This window comes from Alloalcanivorax gelatiniphagus (assembly GCF_005938655.1).
Lineage (GTDB): Bacteria > Pseudomonadota > Gammaproteobacteria > Pseudomonadales > Alcanivoracaceae > Alloalcanivorax > Alloalcanivorax gelatiniphagus.
Map to the genome: position 1 here is coordinate 108,500 of NZ_VCQT01000020.1, position 22,224 is coordinate 130,723.

At 67.1% G+C, this 22,224-nt stretch carries 22 protein-coding genes; 18 read left to right on the top strand and 4 right to left on the bottom strand.

Translation table 11 applies throughout. The features are described from left to right. Positions 1-50 precede the first annotated feature (50 nt). The 14 genes from FGS76_RS05130 (at position 51) to FGS76_RS05195 (ending at position 14,437) form a co-directional block, all read left to right on the top strand. Positions 51-545 carry a tripartite tricarboxylate transporter TctB family protein gene (locus FGS76_RS05130; RefSeq protein ID WP_170214400.1) on the top strand — a complete coding sequence of 165 codons (495 nt, stop codon included), beginning with the start codon at positions 51-53 and terminating at the stop codon, positions 543-545. Between the two features lie 5 nt (positions 546-550). Continuing rightward, positions 551-2,062, top strand: a complete 1,512-nt coding sequence (locus FGS76_RS05135; RefSeq protein ID WP_138771554.1) for a tripartite tricarboxylate transporter permease — start codon at positions 551-553, stop codon at positions 2,060-2,062. Then, positions 2,059-3,144, top strand: coding sequence for an AraC family transcriptional regulator (locus FGS76_RS05140; protein ID WP_138771555.1), 1,086 nt, complete (start codon positions 2,059-2,061; stop codon positions 3,142-3,144). The genes FGS76_RS05135 and FGS76_RS05140 overlap by 4 nt, the downstream gene beginning before the upstream one ends. A gap of 66 nt (positions 3,145-3,210) precedes the next feature. Then, entirely contained in the window at positions 3,211-4,395 is a 1,185-nt protein-coding gene (locus tag FGS76_RS05145) for a lipid-transfer protein (protein WP_138771556.1), read from the top strand. 9 nt (positions 4,396-4,404) lie between these two features. Then, positions 4,405-4,863, top strand: a complete 459-nt coding sequence (locus FGS76_RS05150) for a MaoC family dehydratase N-terminal domain-containing protein (RefSeq protein WP_138771557.1) — start codon at positions 4,405-4,407, stop codon at positions 4,861-4,863. Continuing rightward, positions 4,860-5,324, top strand: coding sequence for a MaoC/PaaZ C-terminal domain-containing protein (locus FGS76_RS05155; protein ID WP_138771558.1), 465 nt, complete (start codon positions 4,860-4,862; stop codon positions 5,322-5,324). Before FGS76_RS05150 ends, FGS76_RS05155 begins: the two co-directional genes overlap by 4 nt. Beyond that, a complete protein-coding gene (locus FGS76_RS05160; RefSeq protein ID WP_138771559.1) occupies positions 5,311-6,132 on the top strand; it encodes an SDR family NAD(P)-dependent oxidoreductase in 822 nt (273 codons plus the stop codon). The genes FGS76_RS05155 and FGS76_RS05160 overlap by 14 nt, the downstream gene beginning before the upstream one ends. Positions 6,133-6,141: 9 nt before the next feature. After that, positions 6,142-7,308, top strand: a complete 1,167-nt coding sequence (locus FGS76_RS05165) for an acyl-CoA dehydrogenase family protein (protein ID WP_138771560.1) — start codon at positions 6,142-6,144, stop codon at positions 7,306-7,308. 17 nt (positions 7,309-7,325) lie between these two features. Next, positions 7,326-9,002 (top strand): long-chain-fatty-acid--CoA ligase, encoded by a 1,677-nt coding sequence (locus FGS76_RS05170; protein ID WP_138771561.1) that lies wholly within the window; start codon positions 7,326-7,328, stop codon positions 9,000-9,002. A gap of 42 nt (positions 9,003-9,044) precedes the next feature. Beyond that, the gene (locus FGS76_RS05175; RefSeq protein ID WP_138771562.1) at positions 9,045-10,034 is read left to right on the top strand and encodes a Bug family tripartite tricarboxylate transporter substrate binding protein; all 990 of its coding nucleotides are present in this window, start codon (positions 9,045-9,047) and stop codon (positions 10,032-10,034) included. A gap of 5 nt (positions 10,035-10,039) precedes the next feature. Next, positions 10,040-10,822, top strand: a complete 783-nt coding sequence (locus FGS76_RS05180; RefSeq protein WP_138771563.1) for an SDR family oxidoreductase — start codon at positions 10,040-10,042, stop codon at positions 10,820-10,822. A 3-nt stretch (positions 10,823-10,825) separates the two neighbouring features. Further along, entirely contained in the window at positions 10,826-11,635 is an 810-nt protein-coding gene (locus FGS76_RS05185) for an enoyl-CoA hydratase/isomerase family protein (RefSeq protein ID WP_138771564.1), read from the top strand. After that, positions 11,625-12,776 (top strand): acyl-CoA dehydrogenase family protein, encoded by a 1,152-nt coding sequence (locus FGS76_RS05190; RefSeq protein WP_138771565.1) that lies wholly within the window; start codon positions 11,625-11,627, stop codon positions 12,774-12,776. The genes FGS76_RS05185 and FGS76_RS05190 overlap by 11 nt, the downstream gene beginning before the upstream one ends. Positions 12,777-12,880: 104 nt before the next feature. Next, on the top strand, positions 12,881-14,437 hold the full coding sequence (locus FGS76_RS05195; protein ID WP_138771566.1) for a class I adenylate-forming enzyme family protein: 1,557 nt from the start codon (positions 12,881-12,883) through the stop codon (positions 14,435-14,437). 6 nt (positions 14,438-14,443) lie between these two features. On the opposite strand, the gene FGS76_RS05200 is transcribed toward FGS76_RS05195, so the two are convergent. Then, on the bottom strand, positions 14,444-15,130 hold the full coding sequence (locus FGS76_RS05200) for a GntR family transcriptional regulator (protein ID WP_170214401.1): 687 nt from the start codon (positions 15,128-15,130) through the stop codon (positions 14,444-14,446). A 74-nt stretch (positions 15,131-15,204) separates the two neighbouring features. Here FGS76_RS05200 and FGS76_RS05205 point away from each other — a divergent pair, with 74 nt between their 5' ends. Beyond that, positions 15,205-15,633, top strand: a complete 429-nt coding sequence (locus FGS76_RS05205; RefSeq protein WP_138771567.1) for a PaaI family thioesterase — start codon at positions 15,205-15,207, stop codon at positions 15,631-15,633. Here FGS76_RS05205 and FGS76_RS05210 read toward each other — a convergent pair. From FGS76_RS05210 to FGS76_RS05220, 3 genes are read right to left on the bottom strand one after another with little or no spacing between them, the layout of a single operon-like run. Further along, entirely contained in the window at positions 15,630-16,652 is a 1,023-nt protein-coding gene (locus tag FGS76_RS05210) for an ArsA family ATPase (protein ID WP_138771568.1), read from the bottom strand. The two genes, FGS76_RS05205 and FGS76_RS05210, sit on opposite strands and share 4 nt — an antisense overlap. A 3-nt stretch (positions 16,653-16,655) precedes the next feature. Then, positions 16,656-16,925: a cory-CC-star protein gene (locus FGS76_RS05215; protein WP_138771602.1), complete on the bottom strand. Its 270-nt coding sequence runs from the start codon at positions 16,923-16,925 to the stop codon at positions 16,656-16,658. An 11-nt stretch (positions 16,926-16,936) separates the two neighbouring features. Further along, positions 16,937-18,616: a carbon starvation CstA family protein gene (locus tag FGS76_RS05220; protein WP_138771569.1), complete on the bottom strand. Its 1,680-nt coding sequence runs from the start codon at positions 18,614-18,616 to the stop codon at positions 16,937-16,939. Positions 18,617-18,832: 216 nt separating this feature from the next. Between FGS76_RS05220 and uvrY the strand changes: the two genes are divergently transcribed. From uvrY to pgsA, 3 genes are all read left to right on the top strand, one after another. Then, a complete protein-coding gene (gene uvrY, locus FGS76_RS05225) occupies positions 18,833-19,486 on the top strand; it encodes a UvrY/SirA/GacA family response regulator transcription factor (RefSeq protein ID WP_138771570.1) in 654 nt (217 codons plus the stop codon). A gap of 103 nt (positions 19,487-19,589) precedes the next feature. Next, complete coding sequence (gene uvrC / locus FGS76_RS05230; protein ID WP_138771571.1) at positions 19,590-21,413, top strand: excinuclease ABC subunit UvrC; 1,824 nt, start codon at positions 19,590-19,592, stop codon at positions 21,411-21,413. 122 nt (positions 21,414-21,535) lie between these two features. Continuing rightward, a complete protein-coding gene (pgsA, locus tag FGS76_RS05235) occupies positions 21,536-22,141 on the top strand; it encodes a CDP-diacylglycerol--glycerol-3-phosphate 3-phosphatidyltransferase (protein WP_138771572.1) in 606 nt (201 codons plus the stop codon). The last annotated feature ends 83 nt before the right edge of the window (positions 22,142-22,224 follow it).

Sequence of the window (22,224 nt, forward strand, 5' to 3'; positions counted from 1 at the left end):
CGGTGCGCCAAACCAACCATAACGATCGAATAACAATGAGGAGGTGCATCTTGAGCACCGATACCCGCGCGTCGCAAACGGCGCCGCTCCGGTCGCCGTCCCCCGGCCGGCGTTTCAATCGCGGCGAGATCCTGGTGGCGGTCGCGTTCACCCTGGTGGGCCTGGCGGTGGCGGGCATCGCCGGCGGCTATGATCTGGGCGATCTGCGTCGCATGGGGCCGGGTTATTTCCCGATGATTCTCGGGCTGCTGCTGGCCGCCATCGGCGTGGCGCTGATCATCGAGGTGGTGCGCTCGGACAATCCGCCGCCGCCGCTGTTGATGCGTCCCTTCGTGATGCTGTCCCTGGGCATCATCAGTTTTGCCCAGCTGGTGGAGCGGGCCGGGATGGTGCCGGCGGTGTTCAGTCTGGTGGTGCTCAGTGCCCTGGGTGAACGCACCCTGCGGCCCCTGTCGATCCTGGTGATCGCGGTGCTGATGTCGGCGGTGAGCGTGCTGTTGTTCATTGAGGCGCTCGGCATTCCGGTGCCGGTGTTTCCGGAGTAGCGGCCATGGATCTGTGGAACAATATTGTGCTCGGGCTCAACGAAGCCCTGACCCTGGAAACCTTCCTGTTCTGTTTTATCGGCGTGACCATCGGCACCTTTGTCGGCGTGTTGCCGGGCATCGGTGCCCTGGCGGCGATTTCCCTGGCGTTGCCGATCACCCACCATTTTGATCCCACCGCCGCCCTGGTGATGCTGGCGGGTATTTTCTACGGCACCATGTACGGCGGCTCCACCGCCGCCATTCTGCTGAACCTGCCGGGCAGCATCACATCGGCGGTGACCTGCATCGACGGTTTTCCCATGGCCCGTAACGGCCGCGCCGGCATTGCCCTGTTCGTCACCGCCATCGCTTCCTTCGTGGGCAGTTCCTTCGCCATCGTGGTGGTGATGGGGTTCGCCCCGGTGGTGGCGGCGTTCGCGGTGAAGTTCAGCGCCTATGAATACTTCGCGATCATGCTGCTGGGGTTGATGGCGGCGTCGTCCCTGGCCAGTGGCTCGCCGCTCAAGGGCGTGGCCATGGTGATCGTGGGCGTGGTGTTGGGGCTGATCGGCACCGACGTGACCTCCGGCCAGTACCGCTTCACCTTCGGTTTGGAAGGCCTCGCCGACGGCGTCAATCTGATCGCCATCGCCATGGGTCTGTTCGGCATCGGCGAGATTCTCGCCAACGTTGGGCGAGACCCCGGCGAACGGCGGCGCCCGGAGAAGGTAACCCTGCGTTCGATGATGCCGGACCGGGACGATTGGCGGCGATTCTGGATGCCCGCCGGCCGGGGTTCCCTGCTGGGCACGGTGATCGGCGTGCTGCCCGGCGTTGGCGCGGTGCTGTCGTCTTTTCTTGCCTACATTGGCGAGAAAAAGATTTCCCGTCAGCCGGAGCGTTTCGGCAAGGGCGCCATCGAAGGGGTGGTGGCGCCGGAGGCCGCCAATAACGCGGCCACCCAGAGTGGTTTTATTCCCACCCTGACCCTGGGCATTCCCGGCGACGCGGTGATGGCGCTGCTGCTTGGCGCCATGATGCTGCACGGTATCGTGCCGGGCCCGCGCTTTATCACCGAGAACCCGGAAATGTTCTGGGGACTGATCATGAGCTTTTGGGTGGGCAATCTCTTATTGTTGGTGCTTAACATTCCGTTGATCGGTTTATGGGTACGGATGGTGTCCATTCCCTACCAGATTCTCTATCCGATTATTCTGGTGTTCGTGTGCGTGGGCGTGTACAGCGCGCGCAACAATGTGTTCGATCTTTATGTGGCGCTGTTTTTCGGGTTGGTGGGCTATGTGCTCAACGCCTTTCGTTATCCGGCGGCGCCGCTGTTGCTGGGCTTCGTGCTGGGGCCGGCGCTGGAGGAACACCTGCGCCGCGCGCTGTTATTGTCGAGGGGGGATTTCATGGTGTTCATGGAACGGCCGCTGAGTGCCACCCTGATCGTCGTCAGCATTCTGATTTTCCTGTTTTCCCTGCGCCATCTGGTCGGGCGCGGTATCCGGGTGGCCAGGGGGGCGGACGGATGACCCCGAGCTGCGCGCCACCCACTCACACCATCGCCATTTCCCATGTGATCGAGATCACCGAGGGCGCCCGCGACCAGGGCGTGGACGTGCGCCGGCTACTGCGGCGTGCCGGTATCTCGCCGTCGCTGCTGGAAACGCCCCTGTCGCGGGTGTCCCAGGAGCAGTACGCCCGTCTGTTGTCACTGCTCGGGCGCACCCTGCGGGATGAATATTTCGGCTTGTGCAGTCAGCCGGTGCGGCTGGGCGCGTTCGCCCATATATGCCGGGAACTGATCGATTGCGGCACCCTGGGCGAAGCCATGCGCAAGGGCTTCTCGTTCTATCATCTGATGCTCGATGATTTCGTGGCGCGGCTCACCGTGCAACGGGGGGTGGCCAGGGTGATGATTCATCAGGACGGCCCGGACCCCCTGGCGGCCCATTACGCCCGCCGCACCTTTATGTTTTTTTCCTGGGGGCTGGCCTCCTGGCTGGTGGCTCGGCGTCTGCCGCTGCGGGCGGTGCACTATCAGCAGCCGGGGCCGGGCAGCGGCACCGACCCCTATGTGATGTTCCAGGCGCCGGTGTTTTATGACCAGCCGCGCTTCGGTTACGAATTCGATGCCCGCTGGCTGGACCTGCCGGTGGTGCAGAACCGGCTCAGCGTGGAGGAATTTTTCCAGCAGGCGCCGGCCAATCTGCTGGTGCGTTATCGGGACGAAACTTCGGTCACCGAGCGCATTCGCCGCCTGCTGCGCAAGCACCTGGACAGCGGCCTGCCGACCCTGGAGCAGGTCGGCGACACCCTTGGTATGACGCCGCAGACCCTGCGTCGGCGGCTGCGCGCGGAGGGTCAGACCTATCAGGGACTGAAGGATCGCCTGCGCCGCGACGCGGCCATTGAATACCTTTCCAATCCGGAACTGCAATTGCAGGACGTGGCGTTCCGGCTGGGCTTTTCCGAGCTCAGCACCTTCCATCGTGCGTTCAAGAAATGGACCGGGCTGCCCCCCGGTGAATACCGCTACACCCATCTCAGCTACACCCATCTCAAAACCCGTGCCCATCGCGGCCAGATTGTTGAGTTCGGCCAATCAATTTGAGGGGTCGCGCCATGCCCCCGGTTAAGGCCCCACGGCAACATGACCCCAATGAGATGGGAGACAACAATGAAAGAACGCGTGTACGTGGCCGGGGTCGGCATGATCCCGTTCAGCAAGCCGGGAAAAAGTGAGTCCTATCACCTGATGGCGGCCCAGGCCGCCAGCGCCGCCCTGAAGGACGCCGGCATCGAATACCACCAGGTGCAGCAGGCCTACGCCAGCTATGTGTACGGGGATTCCACCAGCGGCCAGGCCGGTCTTTACCAGGTTGGCCTCACCGGCATTCCCATCGTCAACGTCAACAATAACTGCGCCAGCGGTTCCACCGCCCTGTTTCTGGCCCGCCAGGCGGTGGCCGCCGGTGCCGTGGAATGTGCCCTGGCGGTGGGCTTTGAGCAGATGACCCCGGGCGCCCTGAGCAGCCCGTTCAGCGACCGCCGTTCGGCGGTGGCCGGGCTGGTGGACGCCATGGTCGAGGTGCAGGACTACGACGACCAGGCGCCCCGGGCGGCGCAGTTTTTTGGCGGCGCCGGCCGCGATTACATGCGCGAGTACGGTGCCTCGCCGGAGACCTTCGCGCGGATTTCGGTGAAGGCCCGCCGCCACGCCGCCAACAATCCCTACGCGGTGTTCCGCGACGCCGTGACCCTGGAGCAGGTGCTGGACGCGCCGATGATTTTCGAGCCTCTGACCCGGCTGCAATGTTGCCCGCCCACCTGCGGCGCCGCCGCGGCGGTGGTGTGCTCGCCGGCCTTCGCCGCCCGCCATGGCCTGCGGGGCGCGGTACATATCGTCGCCCAGTCGATGACCACCGATATGCCCGGCACCTTCGAGAGCAAGGACATGCGCAAGGTGGTCGGCTATGAGATGACCGAGGTGGCCGCCGGCCAGGTCTACGAAGAGGCGGGTATCGGGCCCGGGGAGGTGGACGTGGTGGAACTGCACGACTGTTTCACCGCCAACGAACTGATCACCTACGAGGGCCTGGGCCTGACCGCGCCGGGCACCGCCGAGCGCTTCATTCTCGATGGCGACAACACCTACGGCGGCCGGGTGGTCACCAACCCCTCCGGTGGCCTGCTTTCCAAGGGCCACCCCCTGGGCGCCACCGGGCTGGCGCAATGCACCGAACTGGTCTGGCAGTTGCGCGGCGACGCCGGCCCCCGGCAGGTGGACGGTGCCCGGGTGGCGTTGCAGCACAACCTGGGCCTGGGTGGCGCCTGCGTGGTGACCCTGTACGGCAAGGACTGAGGAACGGCCATGATCGATACGTCTCATATCGGCGCCGCCTTGCCGGCGTTCGAGGTGGAGGTGGAGCGTGGCCGGCTGGCCCTGTTCGCCAAGGCCATCGGCCAGACCGACCCGCTCTATAGCGACCTGGAGGCGGCCCGCGCCGCCGGTCATCCGGATCTGCCGGTGCCGCCCACCTTCCTGTTTTGCCTGGAAATGGACGCCCCGGACCCGGCGGCGCTGCGCAAACGTCTGGATATCGACATCGCCCGGGTACTGCACGGCGAGCAGCGCTTCCGCTATCACCGCCCGGCCCATGCCGGCGACCGGCTGCGCTTCGAGCCGGTGATCGCGGACATCTATGCCAAGAAAGGCGGCGCCCTGGAATTCGTGGTGCGCGATACCCGGGTCAGTAACCAGCACGGTGAGGCGGTGGCGGACCTGCGCTGCGTCACCGTGGTGAGAAACCCGCAAGGAGCCGAGTCATGAGCGCCACCGCCACCTTCAAGCTGCCCGCCGCCGATCAGGCGCTGCCGGAACTGGCCGTGGGGCCGGTGTCGCGGCTCGATCTGGCGCTGTATTGCGGTGCCTCCGGCGATCACAACCCGATCCATGTGGACATCGACTTCGCCCGCCGGGCGGGCATGGACGATGTGTTCGCCCACGGCATGTTGTCGATGGCCTATCTGGGCCGGGTGCTCACCGACTGGGTGCCGCAATCCTGGATCGAGGACTACGCGGTGCGTTTCTCCGCCATCACGCCGGTGGGCGCGCGGCTCAGATGCAGCGCACGGGTGTCCGGGGTCAGCGCGCTGGACCACGGCTGGCGGCTGCGCCTGGTGCTGGCGGTGCTGGACCAGAACGACGAATTGAAGATCAAGGGCGAGGCCACCGTGCGGGTGCCCGCCGAGGCGATCAACACAGTGGAGAACGACCATGGGGAAGCTTGACGGCAAGGTGGCGCTGGTCACCGGTTCCGGCCGGGGTATCGGCCGGGAAATCGCCCTGAAACTGGCGGAGGAGGGCGCCGCGGTGGTGGTCAACGATCTGGACCCGGCGCCGGCCCAAGACACGGTGGCCGCCATCGAGGCCGCCGGCGGCCGGGCGGTGAGTTTCCCCGGCAGCGTCACCGACCCGGCGTTCGCCGAGGGGTTCGTGGCCACCGCCGTGGAATCCCTGGGCGGCCTGGACATTATCGTCAACAACGCTGGTTACACCTGGGACAACGTGATCCAGAAGATGGATGACGAACAGTGGTCGGCGATGCTCGACGTGCACCTGACCGCGCCGTTCCGGATTCTGCGCGCCGCCGCCCCCTACCTGCGCGAAAGCGCCAAGCGGGAAGCGGAGCAGGGCCGCGAGGTGTTCCGCAAGGTGGTCAATATCTCCTCCACCTCCGGGGTCATGGGCAACGCCGGCCAGGCCAACTATTCCGCCGCCAAGGCCGGGGTGATGGGCTTCACCAAGGCGATGGCCAAGGAGTGGGGACGCTACAAGGTGAACGTGAACTGCGTGGCCTTCGCGCTGATCAGCACCCGGCTCACCCAGGCCACCGAGGAACAGAAGACCGTCAACATCGAAGGCCGCGATATCAAGGTGGGCGTGTCCGGCAAAAACCTGCGCGCCGCCGAGGCCGGCATTCCCCTGGGCCGGGCCGGCACGCCCCGGGAAGCGGCGGACGCGGTCTATCTGTTCTGCACCCCGGAATCCAACTACATCAGCGGCCAGACCGTCATTTGCGGCGGCGGCCGCCCGTAAGGAGCGAGGATGAGCACTCCAGCACCCGCATGGATGAACGAGGACCTGCGCATTTTCCAGAGTTCCGTGCGCCGCATCTTCGAGAACGAGTTCGTGCCCCGTGAATCGCGCTGGCTGGCCCAGGGCTACCCGGACCGGGAGGTATGGCGGGAACTGGGCCGGCTGGGCCTGCTGTGCGCCGGTATTCCGGAACAGTACGGCGGCGCCGGCGGCGGCTTCGGCCACGAGGCGGTGATCTGCCAGGAGCAGTTCCGCGCCCAGTTGAACAGCTTCAGCCTCAACGTGCACAGCAATATCGTCGGCCACTACCTGCTCAACTACGGCAGCGAGGAGCAACGTCAGCACTGGCTGCCGTCCATGGCCAGCGGCGACACCGTGGCGGCCATCGCCATGAGCGAGCCCGGCGCCGGCTCCGACCTGCAGGCGGTGCGCACCACGGCGGTGGCGGACGGCGACGACTATGTGATCAACGGCGCCAAGACCTTCATCACCAACGGCTACCACGCCGAGTTGATCTGTGTGGTGGCCAAGACCGACCGGCAGGCCAAGGGCAGCCGTGGCATCTCCCTGATCCTGGTGGACACCCGGGAAGTGGAAGGTTTCCGGCGCGGCCGGCTGCTCAAGAAAATCGGCCAACGCGGCCAGGACACCGCCGAATTGTTTTTCGACAACGTGCGGGTGCCACGCCGGCAGTTGCTGGGCGGAGAGGAAGGGCGCGGTTTCGCCCAGCTGATGGAGCAGCTGCCCCGGGAACGCCTGCTGATCGCCATTGGCGCGGCGGCGGCCATGCGCCGGGCCATCGACGAGACCCTGGAGTACGTCAACCAGCGCCAGGTGTTCGGCCAGCGGCTTCTGGAGATGCAGAACACCCGCTTCAAACTCGCCGAGGCGCACACCCAGGCCACCGTGGCCGACTGCTTTATCGACCGCTGCATCCAGGGCGTTATCGACGGCACGCTGGATGTGCCCACCGCCGCCATGGCGAAGTGGTGGACCACCCAGCTGCATTGCCAGGTGGTGGACGAATGTCTGCAGCTGCACGGCGGCTACGGCTACATGGAAGAGTATCCGATCTCACGCATGTACACGGATGCCCGGGTGGGCAAGGTCTATGGCGGCGCCAACGAAATCATGAAGGAAGTGATCGCCCGGGACCTGGAACGTCGCTTCAACTGAGCGCCCTTGGAGACACCATGAATAACAATCATCTCCGCTTTTATCCCCGTGGCCTGGGCCACCCCATGACGGTGCCGTCGCTGACGCTGGCGGACAGCCTGGCGCAAATGGCCAGCCGTTTTCCGGACAAGCCGGCGCTGGTTTTTTACGACGCGGTGCTCAGCTATGCCCAGGTCCAGGACCGGGTGGAGCGGCTGGCCGGCTATCTGCGCCAGCGCTGGGGCGTGGTGCGCGGCGACCGGGTGCTGTTGCTGAGTCAGAATTGCCCGCAGTTCGTGATCGCCTTCTATGCGGTGACCGCCATCGGCGCGGCGGTGGTGCCGGTGAACGCCATGAGCACCACCGACGAACTGCGGCACTATGTGGACGACAGCGGCGCCCGGGTGGCGATCTGTGCCGAGGAGTTGTACCCGGCCCTGCGCGGCTGCGTGGACAACGGCAGCCTGGCGCGCACCCTGGTGTTCCATTACAGCGATGGCCTGGACGGTCTCGACCACGGCGACCTGAGCCCGCCCACCTGGGTCACCGGCCCGCCGCGCCCGCCCCGGGACCCGGCGGTGACGTTCTGGAACGATGCCCTGGCGGAGGGCGGCCGGCTGGCGGCTCAACCGTTCGGCCCGGACCAGCTGTGCGTGCTGCCGTACACCTCCGGTACCACCGGCAAGCCCAAGGGCTGCCGGCACAGTCACCGTACCCTGATCACCGCCCTGTACGCGTCCAGCCTGTGGCGTGCCTTTAATCCGGAGGCGGTGTTTCTGTCGGTGGCGCCCATGTTCCATATGCTGGGCCTGCAGAATTCCATGAACCTGCCGCTGTTCCTGGGCGGCACCCTGGTGATCCTGCCCCGCTGGGACCGCCACACCGCCGCCCGTCTGATCGAGCGCTGGCGGGTAACGGTATGGGGCGCGCCACCGTCCATGGTGATGGGCTTCTTTGGCGACCCGGACGTGGAAAACCACGACCTCTCCAGCCTGTCGCTGATTTTCGGCGGCGGTGCCGCCATGCCCGAGGCGGTGTCGCGCAAGCTCAATGACGAACACGGCATCGTCTTCAACGAGTCCTACGGTCTCACCGAGACCGCCGCCTTCCTGCACGCCAACCCGGTGCATCGCAACAAGCGCCAGTGTCTCGGCGTGCCCACCTTCGACGTGCACTCGCTGATCATCGACCCGGACAGCGGCGAACCGCTGGCGGACAACGAGCGCGGTGAACTGGTCACCAGCGGCGGCCAGGTGATGGACGGCTACTGGAACAATGACCAGGCCAACCGGGAAGCCTTTATCGAGATCGACGGCCGCCGTTACTTCCGCACCGGCGATCTGGCCTACCGGGACGAGGACGGCTACTTCTTCCTCACCGACCGCCTCAAACGAATGATCAGCGTGTCCGGCTACAAGGTCTGGCCCGCCGAGGTGGAAAACCTGATGTACCGCCACCCGGCGGTGCGCGAAGCCTGCGTGGTGGGCGTGCCGGACCGGGAAAAAGGCGAGCGGGTGGAAGCGGTGCTGGTGATCGATCCGGCCTACCGGGAGCGCCTGGACGAGGCCGCCATGATCGAATGGGCGCGCTCGGAGATGGCCGTTTACAAGGCCCCCCGGGCGGTCAGCTTTGTGGACGAACTGCCCAAATCCGCCGCCGGCAAGATTCTCTGGCGGCATGTACAGGAGGAGTACGCGGCCCGTGCCGCCCAGTGACTCCGCCACCCAGGTTCCATTCAATTCAAAAAGGTGACGACCATGCCAATAACAACACTGAAAACCGCCATTCCCACTTTGCTGTGCGGTCTGCTGCTGAGCGGCGCCGCCCTCGGCGAGACGGTCAGCGCCGAGCAGTATCCCCAGCGCGAGATCGAGATCGTGGTGCCGTATCCCCCCGGCGGGGCCACCGACACCCTGGCCCGCGCCGTGTCCCAGAAGCTGTCCGAGCGCTGGAATCAGGCGGTGGTGGTGGACAACCGCCCCGGCGCCAGCGGCAATATCGGCGCCTCCTACGTGGCCCGGGACCAGGGCAACCCCTATAAGCTGCTGTTCGGCATCAACCTGCTGGTGCAGGCCCCGGCGCTGTTCGACAACCTGGGCTACGACGTGCGCACCGACCTGACACCGCTGTCGCTGGTGGCGCGCTCCCAGAGCCTGTTCGTGGCCACCCCGGGCGTGCCGGCGGACAGCTTCGAAGCGCTGGTGCAGCAAGTACTCGACCACCCGGGGGAGTACGAGCTGGGCAACTACGGCATGGGCACCTCCGCCCATATTCAGGGCCAGTCCCTGAACCTGCAGACCGGCATGGATCTGCTGCACGTGCCGTACCCGGGTTCGGCGCCGTTGCTTAACGCCATTCTCGGCGAGCAGGTGCGCCTGGCGATCATCGACGCCGCCAGTTCCCGTTCCCATCTCGATACCGGCGCCTTCAAGGTGCTGGCGGTGACCGGTTCCGAGCGCCTGCCCACCCAGCCGGACGTGCCCACCTTCAAGGAACTGGGCTTCGAGGGCATGGACGCCTACGGCTGGTTCGGGGTGCTGGCGCCGGCGGGCATTCCCGACGACGTGCGTGACAAATTGTCCGAGGCGATTTCCGAGATCGTGCAATCCGAGGAAGTCTCTTCACTGCTGATCCGGCTGGGGCTGATCCCGGTGGGCAACCGCAGCGAGGCGTTCGCCGAGGTCATCGAGGATGACCTGCAAACCTGGCAAAACCTGGTCGACGAGACCGGCATCAGCATTCGGTGACTGGCATGAGTGAATTGACCTTCGAGAACAGCTCGGTGTTCGTGGCCGGTGGCAGCAGCGGCATTAACCTGGGCATCGCCCGGGCGTTCGCCGAGCGCGGCGCCCGCGTATTCCTGATCAGCCGCGACCCGGAGCGGGTGGCGGCGGCGGTGGCCGGGCTCCGCGAGAGCGGCGGCGAGGCCCGGGGCTGCGCCGCCGACGTGCGCGATCCGGCGGCGCTGGACGCCGCCTACCGGCAGGCCACGGACTGGTTCGGCGAGATCGACGTGCTGATCTCCGGGGCGGCGGGCAACTTCCTGGCCAGCGCCCTGGATATGTCCTGCAACGCCTTCAAGACGGTGGTGGACATCGACCTGCTGGGCACCTTCAACGTGCTGCGTTGTGGCCACGCCTGGCTGCGCAAACCCGGCGCGGCGGTGCTCAATATCTCCGCGCCCCAGGCGTTCAACCCGACCCGCAATCAGGTCCATGCCTGCGCCGCCAAGGCCGGCGTGGACATGATCACCAAGGTGTTGGCGATGGAGTGGGGCGACCAGGGTATCCGCGTCAATTCCCTGGTACCCGGGCCGATCGGTGACACCGAGGGCATCCGCCGGCTGGCGCCCAACGAGCAGGCGCTGGAGCGGATGCGCGCCACGGTGCCGCTGCGCCGGCTGGGGGCGCTGGCCGATGTGGCCAACATGGCCATGACCCTGTGTTCGCCCGGGGCCGGGTTCGTCACCGGCGCGGTGCTCACCGTGGACGGCGGCAGCTCGCTACAGGGCGGCCGTGATCTGAAACCGGAGTAGCCCATGGAAGCGTTGCGTTTACAGCGGGACGGCGGCGTGGCGGTGCTGACCCTGGCCCGCCCGGCCAGCCGTAATGCCCTGGACGAGGTGTTGCGGGAGGAACTGTTGGCGGTGCTGCCGCGACTGTCCGAGGACGACAGCCTGCGCGCCCTGGTGATCCAGGGGGAAGGCGGCGCCTTCTGCGCGGGAGGCGATCTGAAAGGTATCGGCGGCGCGCGCCTGGACGCGGACGGCTGGCGCCGCCGCATGGCCCGGGGCCACCAATGGCTCAAGCCGCTGCTGGCCCTGGATTGCCCGATCATCACGGCGGTGGACGGCGCCGCCTATGGCGCCGGTTTCAGCCTGGCCCTGTGCGGCGACTTTCTGCTGGTGGGGCCCCGAGCCCGCTTCTGCATGTCGTTTCTGCGCGTCGGGCTGATGCCGGACCTGGGCGGTCTGCCGGCGCTGTGCGCCGCCCTCGGGCCGCGCCGTGCCCGGGAACTGGTGCTCAGCGCCCGGGAAGTGTCCGCCGACGAGGCCCTGCGCCTGGGGCTGGCCAGTGAAGCCCTGGACAGCGACCGCCTGCCCGGGCGCGCACTGGAGATCGCCAAGGCGTTCGAAGGCGCCTCACCGGCGGCGGTGGCCATGATCAAGAACGAAATCCGGCATCTGACCGCCGGCGACAGCGATGATCTGCTGCACCGTGAGGCGGTGGGTCAGGCGGTGCTGTTCGACACCTCGGCGCACCGCGACGCGGTGGACCGGTTCCTCAATAAAAAGCCCGCCGCTTTTCAGTGGCCGCGGGATCGCTCGGGAGAACAACATGATTCGTGATCAGGAAACCATGACGGCGCTGCTGGATACGGTGCGCCGCTTTGTGCGCGACACCCTGGTGCCCAGGGAGGAATGGGTGGCGGAGCACGACCGCATTCCCGAGGACGTGGTCCGGCAGATGAAGGAGATCGGGCTGTTCGGCCTCACCGTGCCGGAGGAGTACGGCGGCCTGGGCGTGACCATGGAAGAGGAAGCGCTGGTGATGATCGAGATGGGCAAGACCTCGCCGGCGTTCCGTTCCCTGTTCGGCACAACCGTGGGCATCGGTTCCCAGGGCATCCTGATGGACGGCACCGAGCAGCAGAAAAAGGAGTGGCTGCCGCGACTGGCCAGCGGTGAGCTGATCGCCTCGTTCGCGCTCACCGAACCGGAGGCCGGTTCCGACGCGGCGTCCCTGACCACCCGGGCGGTCCGTGACGGCGACGACTATGTGATTCACGGCACCAAACGCTACATCACCAACGCGCCCCACGCCGGCCTGTTCACCCTGATGGCGCGCAGCGAACCGGACCAGCCCGGCCACAAGGGCGTGTCCGCCTTTATCGTCGACGCGCGCAGCCCTGGCATCACCCTGGGCAAGCCGGACCGCAAGATGGGCCAGCGCGGCGCGCACACCTGCGACGTGGTGTTCGACGGCTGCCGGGTGCCGGCGGCCAACATTATCGGCGGCGTGCCCGGACGCGGCTTCACCACCGCCATGAAGGTGCTGGAGAAGGGCCGTATCCACATCGCCGCGATCTGCGTGGGCGTGGCCCAGCGCATGCTCGACGATGCCCTGCGCTATGCCATGGAACGCAAGCAGTTCGGCCAGCCGGTGGCGGAATTCCAACTGGTGCAGGCGTTGCTCGCCGATTGCCGCACCGAACTGTACGCCGCCCAAAGCATGGTAATGGACGCGGCCCGGCGCCGGGACCTGGGCGAGAACGTGGCCACCGAGGCGTCCTGCTGCAAGTACTACGCCTCGGAAATGTGCGGCCGGGTGGCGGACCGGGCGGTGCAGATTCACGGCGGCGCCGGCTACATGGCCGAGTACGGCATCGAACGTTTCTACCGGGACGTGCGGCTGTTCCGGATCTACGAGGGCACCAGCCAGATCCAGCAGCTGGTGATTGCCCGGAACATGATGCGCGAGGCCGGCTGACCGGCCCGTTGCGCTCATCGCCATGATAAGGAGAAGGACAATGATGGCTCGTACCCTGGCGGCCCTGATCGGTGCCGGTCTGACGCTGGATTAAGGAGCACGCCATGTATCTGACCCAGGGTCTGCACCGGGCGGTGCAGCAGTTTCCGCAACGGGCGGTGACCGTGGAAGACGGTCGCCGCCGGGATTACCGCACCCAGATGGACCGCTGCGCGCGGCTGGCCGGCGCGCTCGCCGGCGCCGGTCTGGTGCCCGGCGACCGGGTGGCGATTCTGGCCCTCAACGGCGCGGTCCATTGGGATTACTTTCCGGGGCTGTGGTGGGGCGGCTTGGTGGCCAACCCGGTGAATACCCGCTGGAGCCTGAAGGAGATGGCCTATTCCCTGTCCGACAGCGGCGCCCGGGTGTTGTTGGTGGACGATGCCTTCCTGGAACGGATTCCGGAACTGCGCCGGCTGTGTCCCGGCCTGCAGCAGGTGATTCATGTGGGCGCGGCGCCGACACCGGCGGAGCTGACCGCCTATGAACCCTGGCTGGCCGCCGCCGAGGCGGTGCCCGACCGCCGGGTCGGCGGCGACCAGCTGGCGGTGATTCTCTACACCGGCGGCACCACCGGTTTTCCCAAGGGGGTGATGCTGTCCCATTCCAATCTGTGGAGTTCGGCGGTGGGACGGCTGGCGGAAACCGAGGTGCCGTCGCCGTTCGTCACCCTGATGGCGGTGCCCCTGTTTCACACCGCCGGTCTGGCCAAGCTGGTCACCCAGTTGATCGTCGGCGGCACCGCGGTGGTGGAAGCGGGCTTCCGGGTGGACACGGTGCTCGCCGACATGGCGGCGGAGCGCGTCACCGATGTGATTCTGGTGCCCAGCATGATCCAGATGCTGATCGACCACCCGACCTTCGCCGACCACGATCTGAGCGCCCTGGAAGCGCTCACCTATGGCGCCTCGCCGATCTCCCAGGCACTGCTGGAACGGGCCATGGCGGCGTTGCCCGGGGCCCGCTTCATGCAGTCCTACGGCATGACCGAGGCGTCGCCGGTGATCACCGTGAACCCCTGGTGGAATCACCGGGGCGAGGCGCTGCGCAATGGCCGGGTGAGATCCGCCGGGCGCGCCGGCTGGGGGCTGGAGGTGCGGGTCGTCGATCCGCAAGGCAAGGAGCTGCCGCCGGGCACGGTGGGTGAGGTGATCGCCCGGGGCGACAACGTCATGCTAGGTTACTGGAACCAGCCGGAGCAGACCGCCGAGGTGCTGCGTGACGGCTGGCTGCACACCGGCGACGGCGGCTATATGGACGAGGAGGGCTACCTCTACATCGTCGACCGTCTCAAGGACATGATCGTCAGCGGCGGCGAGAACGTGTTCTGCGCGGAGGTGGAAAACCGCCTGGCCCGCCATCCGGCGGTGGCCAGCTGCGCGGTGATCGGCGTGCCCCACGACCAGTGGGGGGAGAGCGTCCACGCGGTGGTGGTGCTGCGGCCGGACAGTGAGGTCAGCGAAGCGGCGCTGTGTGATTTTTGCCGTGAGGAGTTGGCCGGCTACAAGTGCCCGCGTTCGGTGGAATACCGGGACTCGCTGCCCCTGTCCGGAGCCGGCAAGGTGCTCAAGAACGTGCTGCGCGAGCCCCATTGGCGGGGCCGCGACCGGCGCGTGTCCTGAGCGCCTTCAGCGCAGGTTCACGTCGCCGCGGGCCACGTGTTCCAGCAGGGCGCGGCCGGCGGTGGCCACATGGGCGCGCATGGCGGTGGCGGCGCGGGGCGCGTCCCGGTCGCGCAGGGCTTCGATAATGGCCAGGTGCTCGCGGCTGGACTCGTCCATGCGGTGCTCGATGGTCAGCGGCGTCAGCGGCGGAATGCCCTGCCAGAGAGACAGAATGATTTTCTCCGTGCGCGGCTGGTCGGCGGCGTCGTAGAGCGCCCGGTGAAAGCGCTGGTTAAGCGCCACATAGGCCTCCGGGTCCTGGTCGGCGCGGGCCTGCTCCATGTCCTGGTGAAGCTGCTCAAGCTCCTCCAGCACCTCGCCGGTCAGGTGTTCGCAGGCGTGCTCGACCAGATGGCCCTCCAGCAGTTCTCGCAGGGCGTAGACCTCCTTGAGGTCGTCCGGGCCGAAGCGGGTGACGCTGTACACGCCCCGGGCTCCGGCCTCCACCAGGCCATCCGCCTCCAGGCGGCGCAGGGCATCACGCACCGGGATGCGGCTGGTGCCGAAACGCTGGGCGATGTCCTCCTGGACCAGACGTTCGCCGCCGGGCAGGTCCCCCTGCAGGATCGCCTCGCGCATCCGCAGGTACACCTCTTCCTCCATGGAGCGGCGGCGGACCGGGGTGAAGGGGCTGCTTTTGGACGCGGGCATAACTACCTCGAAAACGTGGCTTGGGCGACAGTATACGCGCTCCGGCCGTGAAGTAATGAACGGTGGAGAACCCCATGGGCTGGACCCTCGACGACGAACGCGCCTGGAACCGGCGTAACCCTTTCCGAACCTATCTGGGCATCGAAGTGAACCGGGTGGGCGACGGTGGCGCGGAAATCGCGCTGCCGGTCACCGAGACCCTGCTGCAGGCCTACGGCATGGTGCACGGCGGTATTTACTGCGTGCTGATCGACACGGTGCTGGGCACCTGCGCCCGTTCCGCCCTGCGCCGGGACTGCGGCCCGATGACCATTGATCTCAATGTGAGCTTCCTGCGGCCCAGCGGGCTGGGGCGGCTGATCTGCCGGGGCGAAACCGTCAAGGCCGGTCGCTCGGTGGTGGTGGGCGTGGCCGATGTGCTGGATGCGGAGGGGCGCAAGCTGGCCACCGGGCGCGGCTCCTTTCTGCTGCGCGAACAGGATGCCTATCGGGGCACCGGCTAACCAAGCAAGCGGGCGGCGAACGCCTCCAGAGCGGCGACACCCTCGATATCGTCGGCCAGCAGCGGCAGATGGTGGCGGGGCAGGGCGCCCAGGCGGGTTTCGATGTCCGCCAGATGACGCTGTTCCCGCTCCCGGCGGGCGCGGAAAAAGGCGCCCTCGGCGTCGTCCGGCAGCACCCGGTTGACGATGGCGCCGGCCACCGGGATGCCCGCGTCGGTGAGGCTGTGCACCGCCCGCTCGGTTTCCAGGATCGGCAGTTTTTCCGGCGTCAGCACGAACAGAAAGGCGCTGTGCGCCGGGTCCTGCAGCCGCCGGCGGGCCCGGTGGAAGCGCCGTTGCCGTTCCAGCAACGGTGCCGCCAGACCCCGGGCGCGCTCGTCCAGGCCCTCCAGTTCCCGTTCTTCCGGTTCGGCGGTGAGGCTTTCCACGTCGCGGCCCGGGCTCAGGTGGCCGAGCACCTTGCCGAGCTGTTCGCTGCGCCGGTTCTGGCGCAGCAGGCCCTCGGTCCAGGCGGCCATCACTTCCGGCAGGCTGAGCAGCCGCAGGGTGTGGCCGGTGGGGGCGGTGTCGAACACGATCAGATCGTAGCGCTGGTCCTCGTCCATCAGGGTGGTCAGGCGTTCCAGCAGAGCCGCTTCCTGGGCCCCCGGCGACTGCCGGCTGAGCCGCAGCTGGCGCTCCAGTTCCGGGCGCTGGTCGGCGGCGGCGAACCGCGCCATGCGCGCGCGTACCGTCTCCAGGTGGGCGTCCACCTCCCGGTCCGGGTCGATCTCCAGGCCAAACAGGTTTTCCGCCAGGGCGGTTTCCCGGTCGCCGATGGGGCGGCCGAAGGCGTCGGCCAGGCTGTGCGCCGGATCGGTGGACACCAGCAGCACCCGGCGGCCTCGGCCGGCGGCGGCCAGCGCCAGGGCGGAGGCGGTGGTGGTCTTGCCGACCCCGCCCTTGCCGCCGACCATCAGCAGGCGGCGGCTGTCCAGCAGGGCGGTGATGTTCAGTTCGGTGGGGTTGGCTTCAGGCATGGCTCAACAGCAGCGGAACTGGTCCAGCGGCGAATGGGGCAGGCCCATGCGCCGGTGCCAGTCGTGGAAACGGTCCAGCAGCAGGGGCTGCAGTTCCAGAGTGTACCAGCCCGCCGGGTTGGGAATGCCCAGGGTCTCGGCGAACACCAGCAGCATGAACAGGTCTTCCTCGTCGCGGCGGGCGCGGGCGATGGCGGCCCGGTAGGGGGCGTTGTAGTACTCCGCCCCCAAACGGCTGGCCTGCCGGCTCCAGTGCTTCAGCCGGCCGAGGATGCGGGGCCCGCTCAAGAGCGGACCTCCTCCTCGCGCAGTTTCTTGTGCCGGCGCAGGGCGGCGGTGCACTCCAGGGTCACCAGAACCGCCGCCACCAGCACCACCAGATCCAGCCCCAGCAGGAACCAGTTCTCCTTCATGTAGAAGCCCTTCAGCTGGATCAGCAGCGCCAGCAGGGTCATCACCAGCAGGAAGATCAGCGGCAGCAGGGTGAACAGGGTGGGGCGCCCACGGCGCACCAGCATCACCGTCACCACCAGCAGGGTGAGGCCGGCCAGCAGCTGGTTGGTGGTGCCGAACAGCGGCCAGATCAGCAGGCCGCCGGAACCGTCCGCGCCGCCGGCGCCGAACGCCAGCACCAGGCAGCTGATCACCGCCAGGGCGGTGGCCGGGAACGGCTTGCGCATCCATTCCTGGTTATAGATCTCGCCCCACTCCTGGAAGATGTAGCGCTGCAGGCGCAGGCCGGTGTCCATGGTGGTGCCGGCGAACAGCGCCGCCATCACGGTGAGCAGGGTGGCGGCCACCTCGTTGTTGAGGCCGGTGCCGGCGGACAGAATGCGGGCGCCGCCGTCCACGAAGGCGGTCAGGCTGCCCTGGCCAAAGGCGGAGTACACCGCCTGCCAGTCCGCCAGGGACGCGAAGCCGGCGGTGGCGGCGATGATCGCGGCCAGCGCCAGGGCCCCTTCGCCCACCGCGCCGAAGTAGCCGACGAAGCGCACGTCGGTTTCCTTATCCAACTGCTTGGAGGTGGTGCCGGAGGCCACCAGGCCGTGGAAGCCGGAAATGGCGCCGCAGGCGATGGTCACGAACAGCAGCGGGATCATCGACGGCGTGTCCATGGGCAGGTCGGTATTGATCATCGGCGCCACCACCGTGGGGTTGGCGATCAGTACCGCGGCATAGAGCAGAATCAGGCCAACGAACAGTTGCAGGCCGTTGATGTAGTCCCGGGGCTGCAGCAGCATCCATACCGGCAGCAGCGAGGCCACCGCCGCGTAGCCGAACAGAATCAGAATCCAGACCGCGTTGGCGGACAGGCCGGCGGTGGTCTCCGGCAGCGAGATCGGCACCTGCGGACCCAGGAAGATCAGACCGTACAGGCAGGCCACGCCGATCACCGACACCAGCCCCAGGCCGATGACGCGGCGGTAGATCAACTGGCCGATCACCAGGGCCACGGCGATGGCGCCCCACACCGGCACCACCGCCCCGGGGGTGTTGATCAGCAGCTTGGCGATGACCACGCCGAACACCGCGTTGACCATCAGCAGCACCAGGAAGATCACGATCATGAAGACGATGCGGGCGCGGCCGCCCACCACTTCACCGGTGAGCGCGCCCACGGATTTGGCGCGGTTGCGGATACTGGCCCAGATCGCGCCGGCGTCGTGCACGCCGGCGAAGAAGATGGTGCCCAGCACCACCCACAGAAAGGCCGGCAGCCAGCCCCAGATCACCGCGATGGCCGGCCCGACGATGGGCGCGGCGCCGGCCACGGAGGTGAAGTGGTGCCCCCATAACACGAACCGGTTGGTGGGCACGAAGTCCACGCCATCCTCGAACTCGTGGGCGGGGGTTTTGAAATCGGGATCGAGTTTATAGACCTTGTCGGCGATGAAGCGGGAATAGACGAAATAACCCGCCGCCATGCCACCAAGGCCCAATACCAGGAGCAGAATGGCACTCATGGGCGTTATCCTTGTAGTCGGTTCGGCCGTGTGAGGCCAAGGATGATCGCCGGTTTTGGGAGGGTCAATCGGATTGGCCCGCGAGAGGCCGTCAATGCGACCATGGTCTAGGTCCCGGGCCCGCCCGTGGGCCACTAGGCAGCGCGCGGCCTTCGCGCTAGTCTCTTGGATTGCTTGGATTTCCACTATCAGGGACGTCAAGTGGGGGAAAACCCGATGATTAAGGTATTGGTGGTCGACGACCACGATTTGGTGAGAACCGGTATCAGCCGCATGCTCGGCGACCAGGAAGGAATCCGGGTGGTCGGCGAGGCCCGTTCCGGCGAGGACGCCATCAGCATGGTGCGCGACCTGAGCCCGGACGTGGTGTTGATGGACATCAAGATGCCCGGCATGGGCGGCCTGGAGGCCACCCGCCGCATGCTGCGCGAGGACGACGGCCTGCGGGTGATCGCGGTCACCGTCTGCGAGGCGGAGCCGTTCCCGTCCCGCCTGCTGCAGGCCGGCGCCGCCGGCTACATCAGCAAGGGCACCGACCTGGAGGAGATGACCCGGGCCATCAAGGTGGTGTTTTCCGGGCAGCGTTATATCAGCCCGGACATCGCCCAGGCCATGGCGCTGCGCTCGTTCTCGCCGCCGGATGTGGCGCCGCTGGACCTGCTCTCCGAGCGGGAACTGCAGATCATGATGTTGATCGTGAACTGCCATAAGGTGCAGGACGTGGCCGACCAGCTGTGCCTGTCGCCGAAGACCGTCAATACCTACCGCTACCGGATTTTCGACAAGCTTGGCATCGACAGCGACGTGGAACTGGCCCTGATGGCGGTGCGCCACGGCATGGTCGACGCCCACGGCTTCGGCACCGCCTAGCCCCCCGCGACATCCGCCACCCCGCAACATCCGCCCAAGGCTCTGTTACAATCGGCGGCCGGTATTATCCCCCGGTGCCCCATCGTTTCGTCCGGAGCCGTCCTTGCCCGAATTCGACGCCAAGCAGTTTCTCGCCCATTGCGCCCGCAAGCCCGGTGTTTACCGCATGATGGGCGCCGCCGGCGAGGTACTGTACGTGGGCAAGGCCCGCGACCTGAAGGCCCGGCTGGGCAGCTATTTCCAGAAAAACCTGACCGGCGCCAAGACCCGGGCGCTGGTGTCGCGGATCGCCGGGGTGGAGACCACCGTCACCGGCAGCGAGGCGGAAGCGCTGCTGCTTGAGCAATCGCTGATCAAGGAACTGCGGCCGCCGTACAACATCCTGCTGCGCGACGACAAATCCTACCCCTATATCAAGGTCACCACCCTTGACGACTACCCGCGCATCACCTTCCACCGGGGCAAGCGGCGCCCGGGCAGCCGCTATTTCGGCCCTTACCCCAGCGCCGGCAGCGTCCGTGAGACCCTGGCCCTGGTGGAGAAGGTGTTTCGCGTGCGCAACTGCCGGGACAGCTTTTTCCGCAACCGCACGCGCCCCTGCCTGCAATACCAGATCCGCCGCTGCACCGCGCCCTGCGTGGACTATGTGACCCGCGAGGCCTACCAGGAGCAGGTGAGTATGGCGATGGACTTTCTGTCCGGCCGCAGCCGCCAGGTCACCGACCAGCTCACCGCCGAAATGGAGCGCGCCGCCGCCGACCTGGAGTTTGAACGGGCCGCCGAGCTCCGTGACCAGTTGGCGGCGATCCAGTCGGTGCAGCAGAAGCAGCACGTGGAAACCGACCGGGGCGGCAACGTGGACGCGGTGGCGGTGGAGACCCGCCATGGCCTGGCGGTGGTGGAGGTGCTGATGGTCCGCCAGGGGAGGGTGCTCGGCCATCGCAGCTTCCACCCGGATACCCGGGGCGAGGAGGACATCACCGAGATTCTGGAGGCGTTTCTGGCGCAGTACTACCTGGGCGAACGGGACGAGCAATCGATTCCCCAGGAAATCGTGGTGCCCCATGAACTGCCCGGCGGCGAAGCGCTGCAGGAGGCTCTGGCCACCCGCCTGGGCCGGCGTATCCGCCTGGCCCACCGGGTGCGCGGCCAGCGCGCCGCCTGGCTGAACATGGCGCGCACCAACGCCGAACAATCCCTGCAGGCCGACCTGGCCGCCCGGGAGCACCTGGAGCAGCGCTTCCACGCCATGGAAACCCTGCTGGAGGCGGACGCGCCGATCCGCCGCATCGAATGCTTCGACATCAGCCACACCCGGGGTGAAAAGGCCGTGGCCTCCTGCGTGGTGTTCGATCAGCAGGGCGCCCGCAAGAGCGACTACCGGCGCTTCAATGTCACCCCGGACCAGGGCGGCGACGACTACCAGGCCCTGGAAGAGGCGGTGACCCGCCGCTACCAGCGGGTGGTCAAGGAGGAGGGCAAGCTGCCCGACCTGCTGCTGATCGACGGCGGCAAGGGGCAGATGCAGCGCTGCTTCCAGGTGATCCAGAGCCTGCAACTGGACAACCGGGTGCTGGTGATGGGCATCGGCAAGGGCCCCACCCGGCGGCCGGGCCTGGAAGTGCTGTACCTGCCCGACGGCCGCGAGCTGGTGCCCGGCGGCGCCAGCCCGGCGCTGCACCTGCTGCAACAGGTCCGTGACGAAGCGCACCGGTTCGCCATCACCGGCCACCGGGCCCGGCGCGGCAAGGCGCGCCGCTCCGGCCTGGAAGAGATTCCCGGCGTCGGCCCCAAACGTCGCAAGGCGCTGCTCAACCACTTCGGCGGACTCAAGCAATTGCGCAATGCCTCCCGGGAGGAACTGGCCCGGGTGGAGGGCATCAACGCCCAGACCGCCGAGACCCTGTACAACTGGTTCCATGAGTAAAAAGGTGTCGGGAGTAGAGCGGTTTCACGGCGGCAAGGCGGTCCGGTTTCCGGGTTTTCAATGAGAGCGACGGCGCTTTCCGATATACTCCCGTTTTTCGCCCCACGGCAAAGACGGTACCCATGTCCAAGCACGCTCCCATTCTGAATCTGCCAAACATCCTCACCCTGATCCGCGTGGCCGCGATCCCGGTGCTGGTGCTGGTGTTCTATGTCCCCACCAAGGGGAGCGACGTGATGGCGGCGGCCCTGTTCCTGGCCGCCGGTCTCACCGACTGGCTGGACGGTTATCTGGCCCGCCGGCTCGGTCAGACCAGCCCGTTCGGCGCCTTTCTGGACCCGGTGGCGGACAAGCTAATCGTGGCGGTGGCCCTGGTAATGCTGGTGCAGGTGCACGCCACCCTGTGGTTGTCGGTGCCGGCCATGGTGATCGTGTGCCGGGAAATCACCGTGTCGGCCCTGCGCGAATGGATGGCGGAACTGGGCCAGCGCTCCCGGGTGGCGGTGAGTTCCGTGGGCAAGATCAAGACCGTGGCGCAGATGGGGTCGATCACCGTGCTGCTGGGACTCAAGCCCGCGCACACCGCCAGTGGCGATATCGTGATGACGCCGGGTCTGTGGATCGGCTACGCCGCGTTGTACCTGGCCACCGCCCTGACCCTGTGGTCCATGTACCGCTATCTGCGCGCCGCGGCGCCGCAGTTTCGCGGTGCCGGCCGTGGCGAATAATTGGCCAAGGCACTGAAAGCACAGAAGAAACAGGCTTGACAGAGAAGGCCGCTCGGGTAGAATGCGGCTTCGCGTTGAGGGGA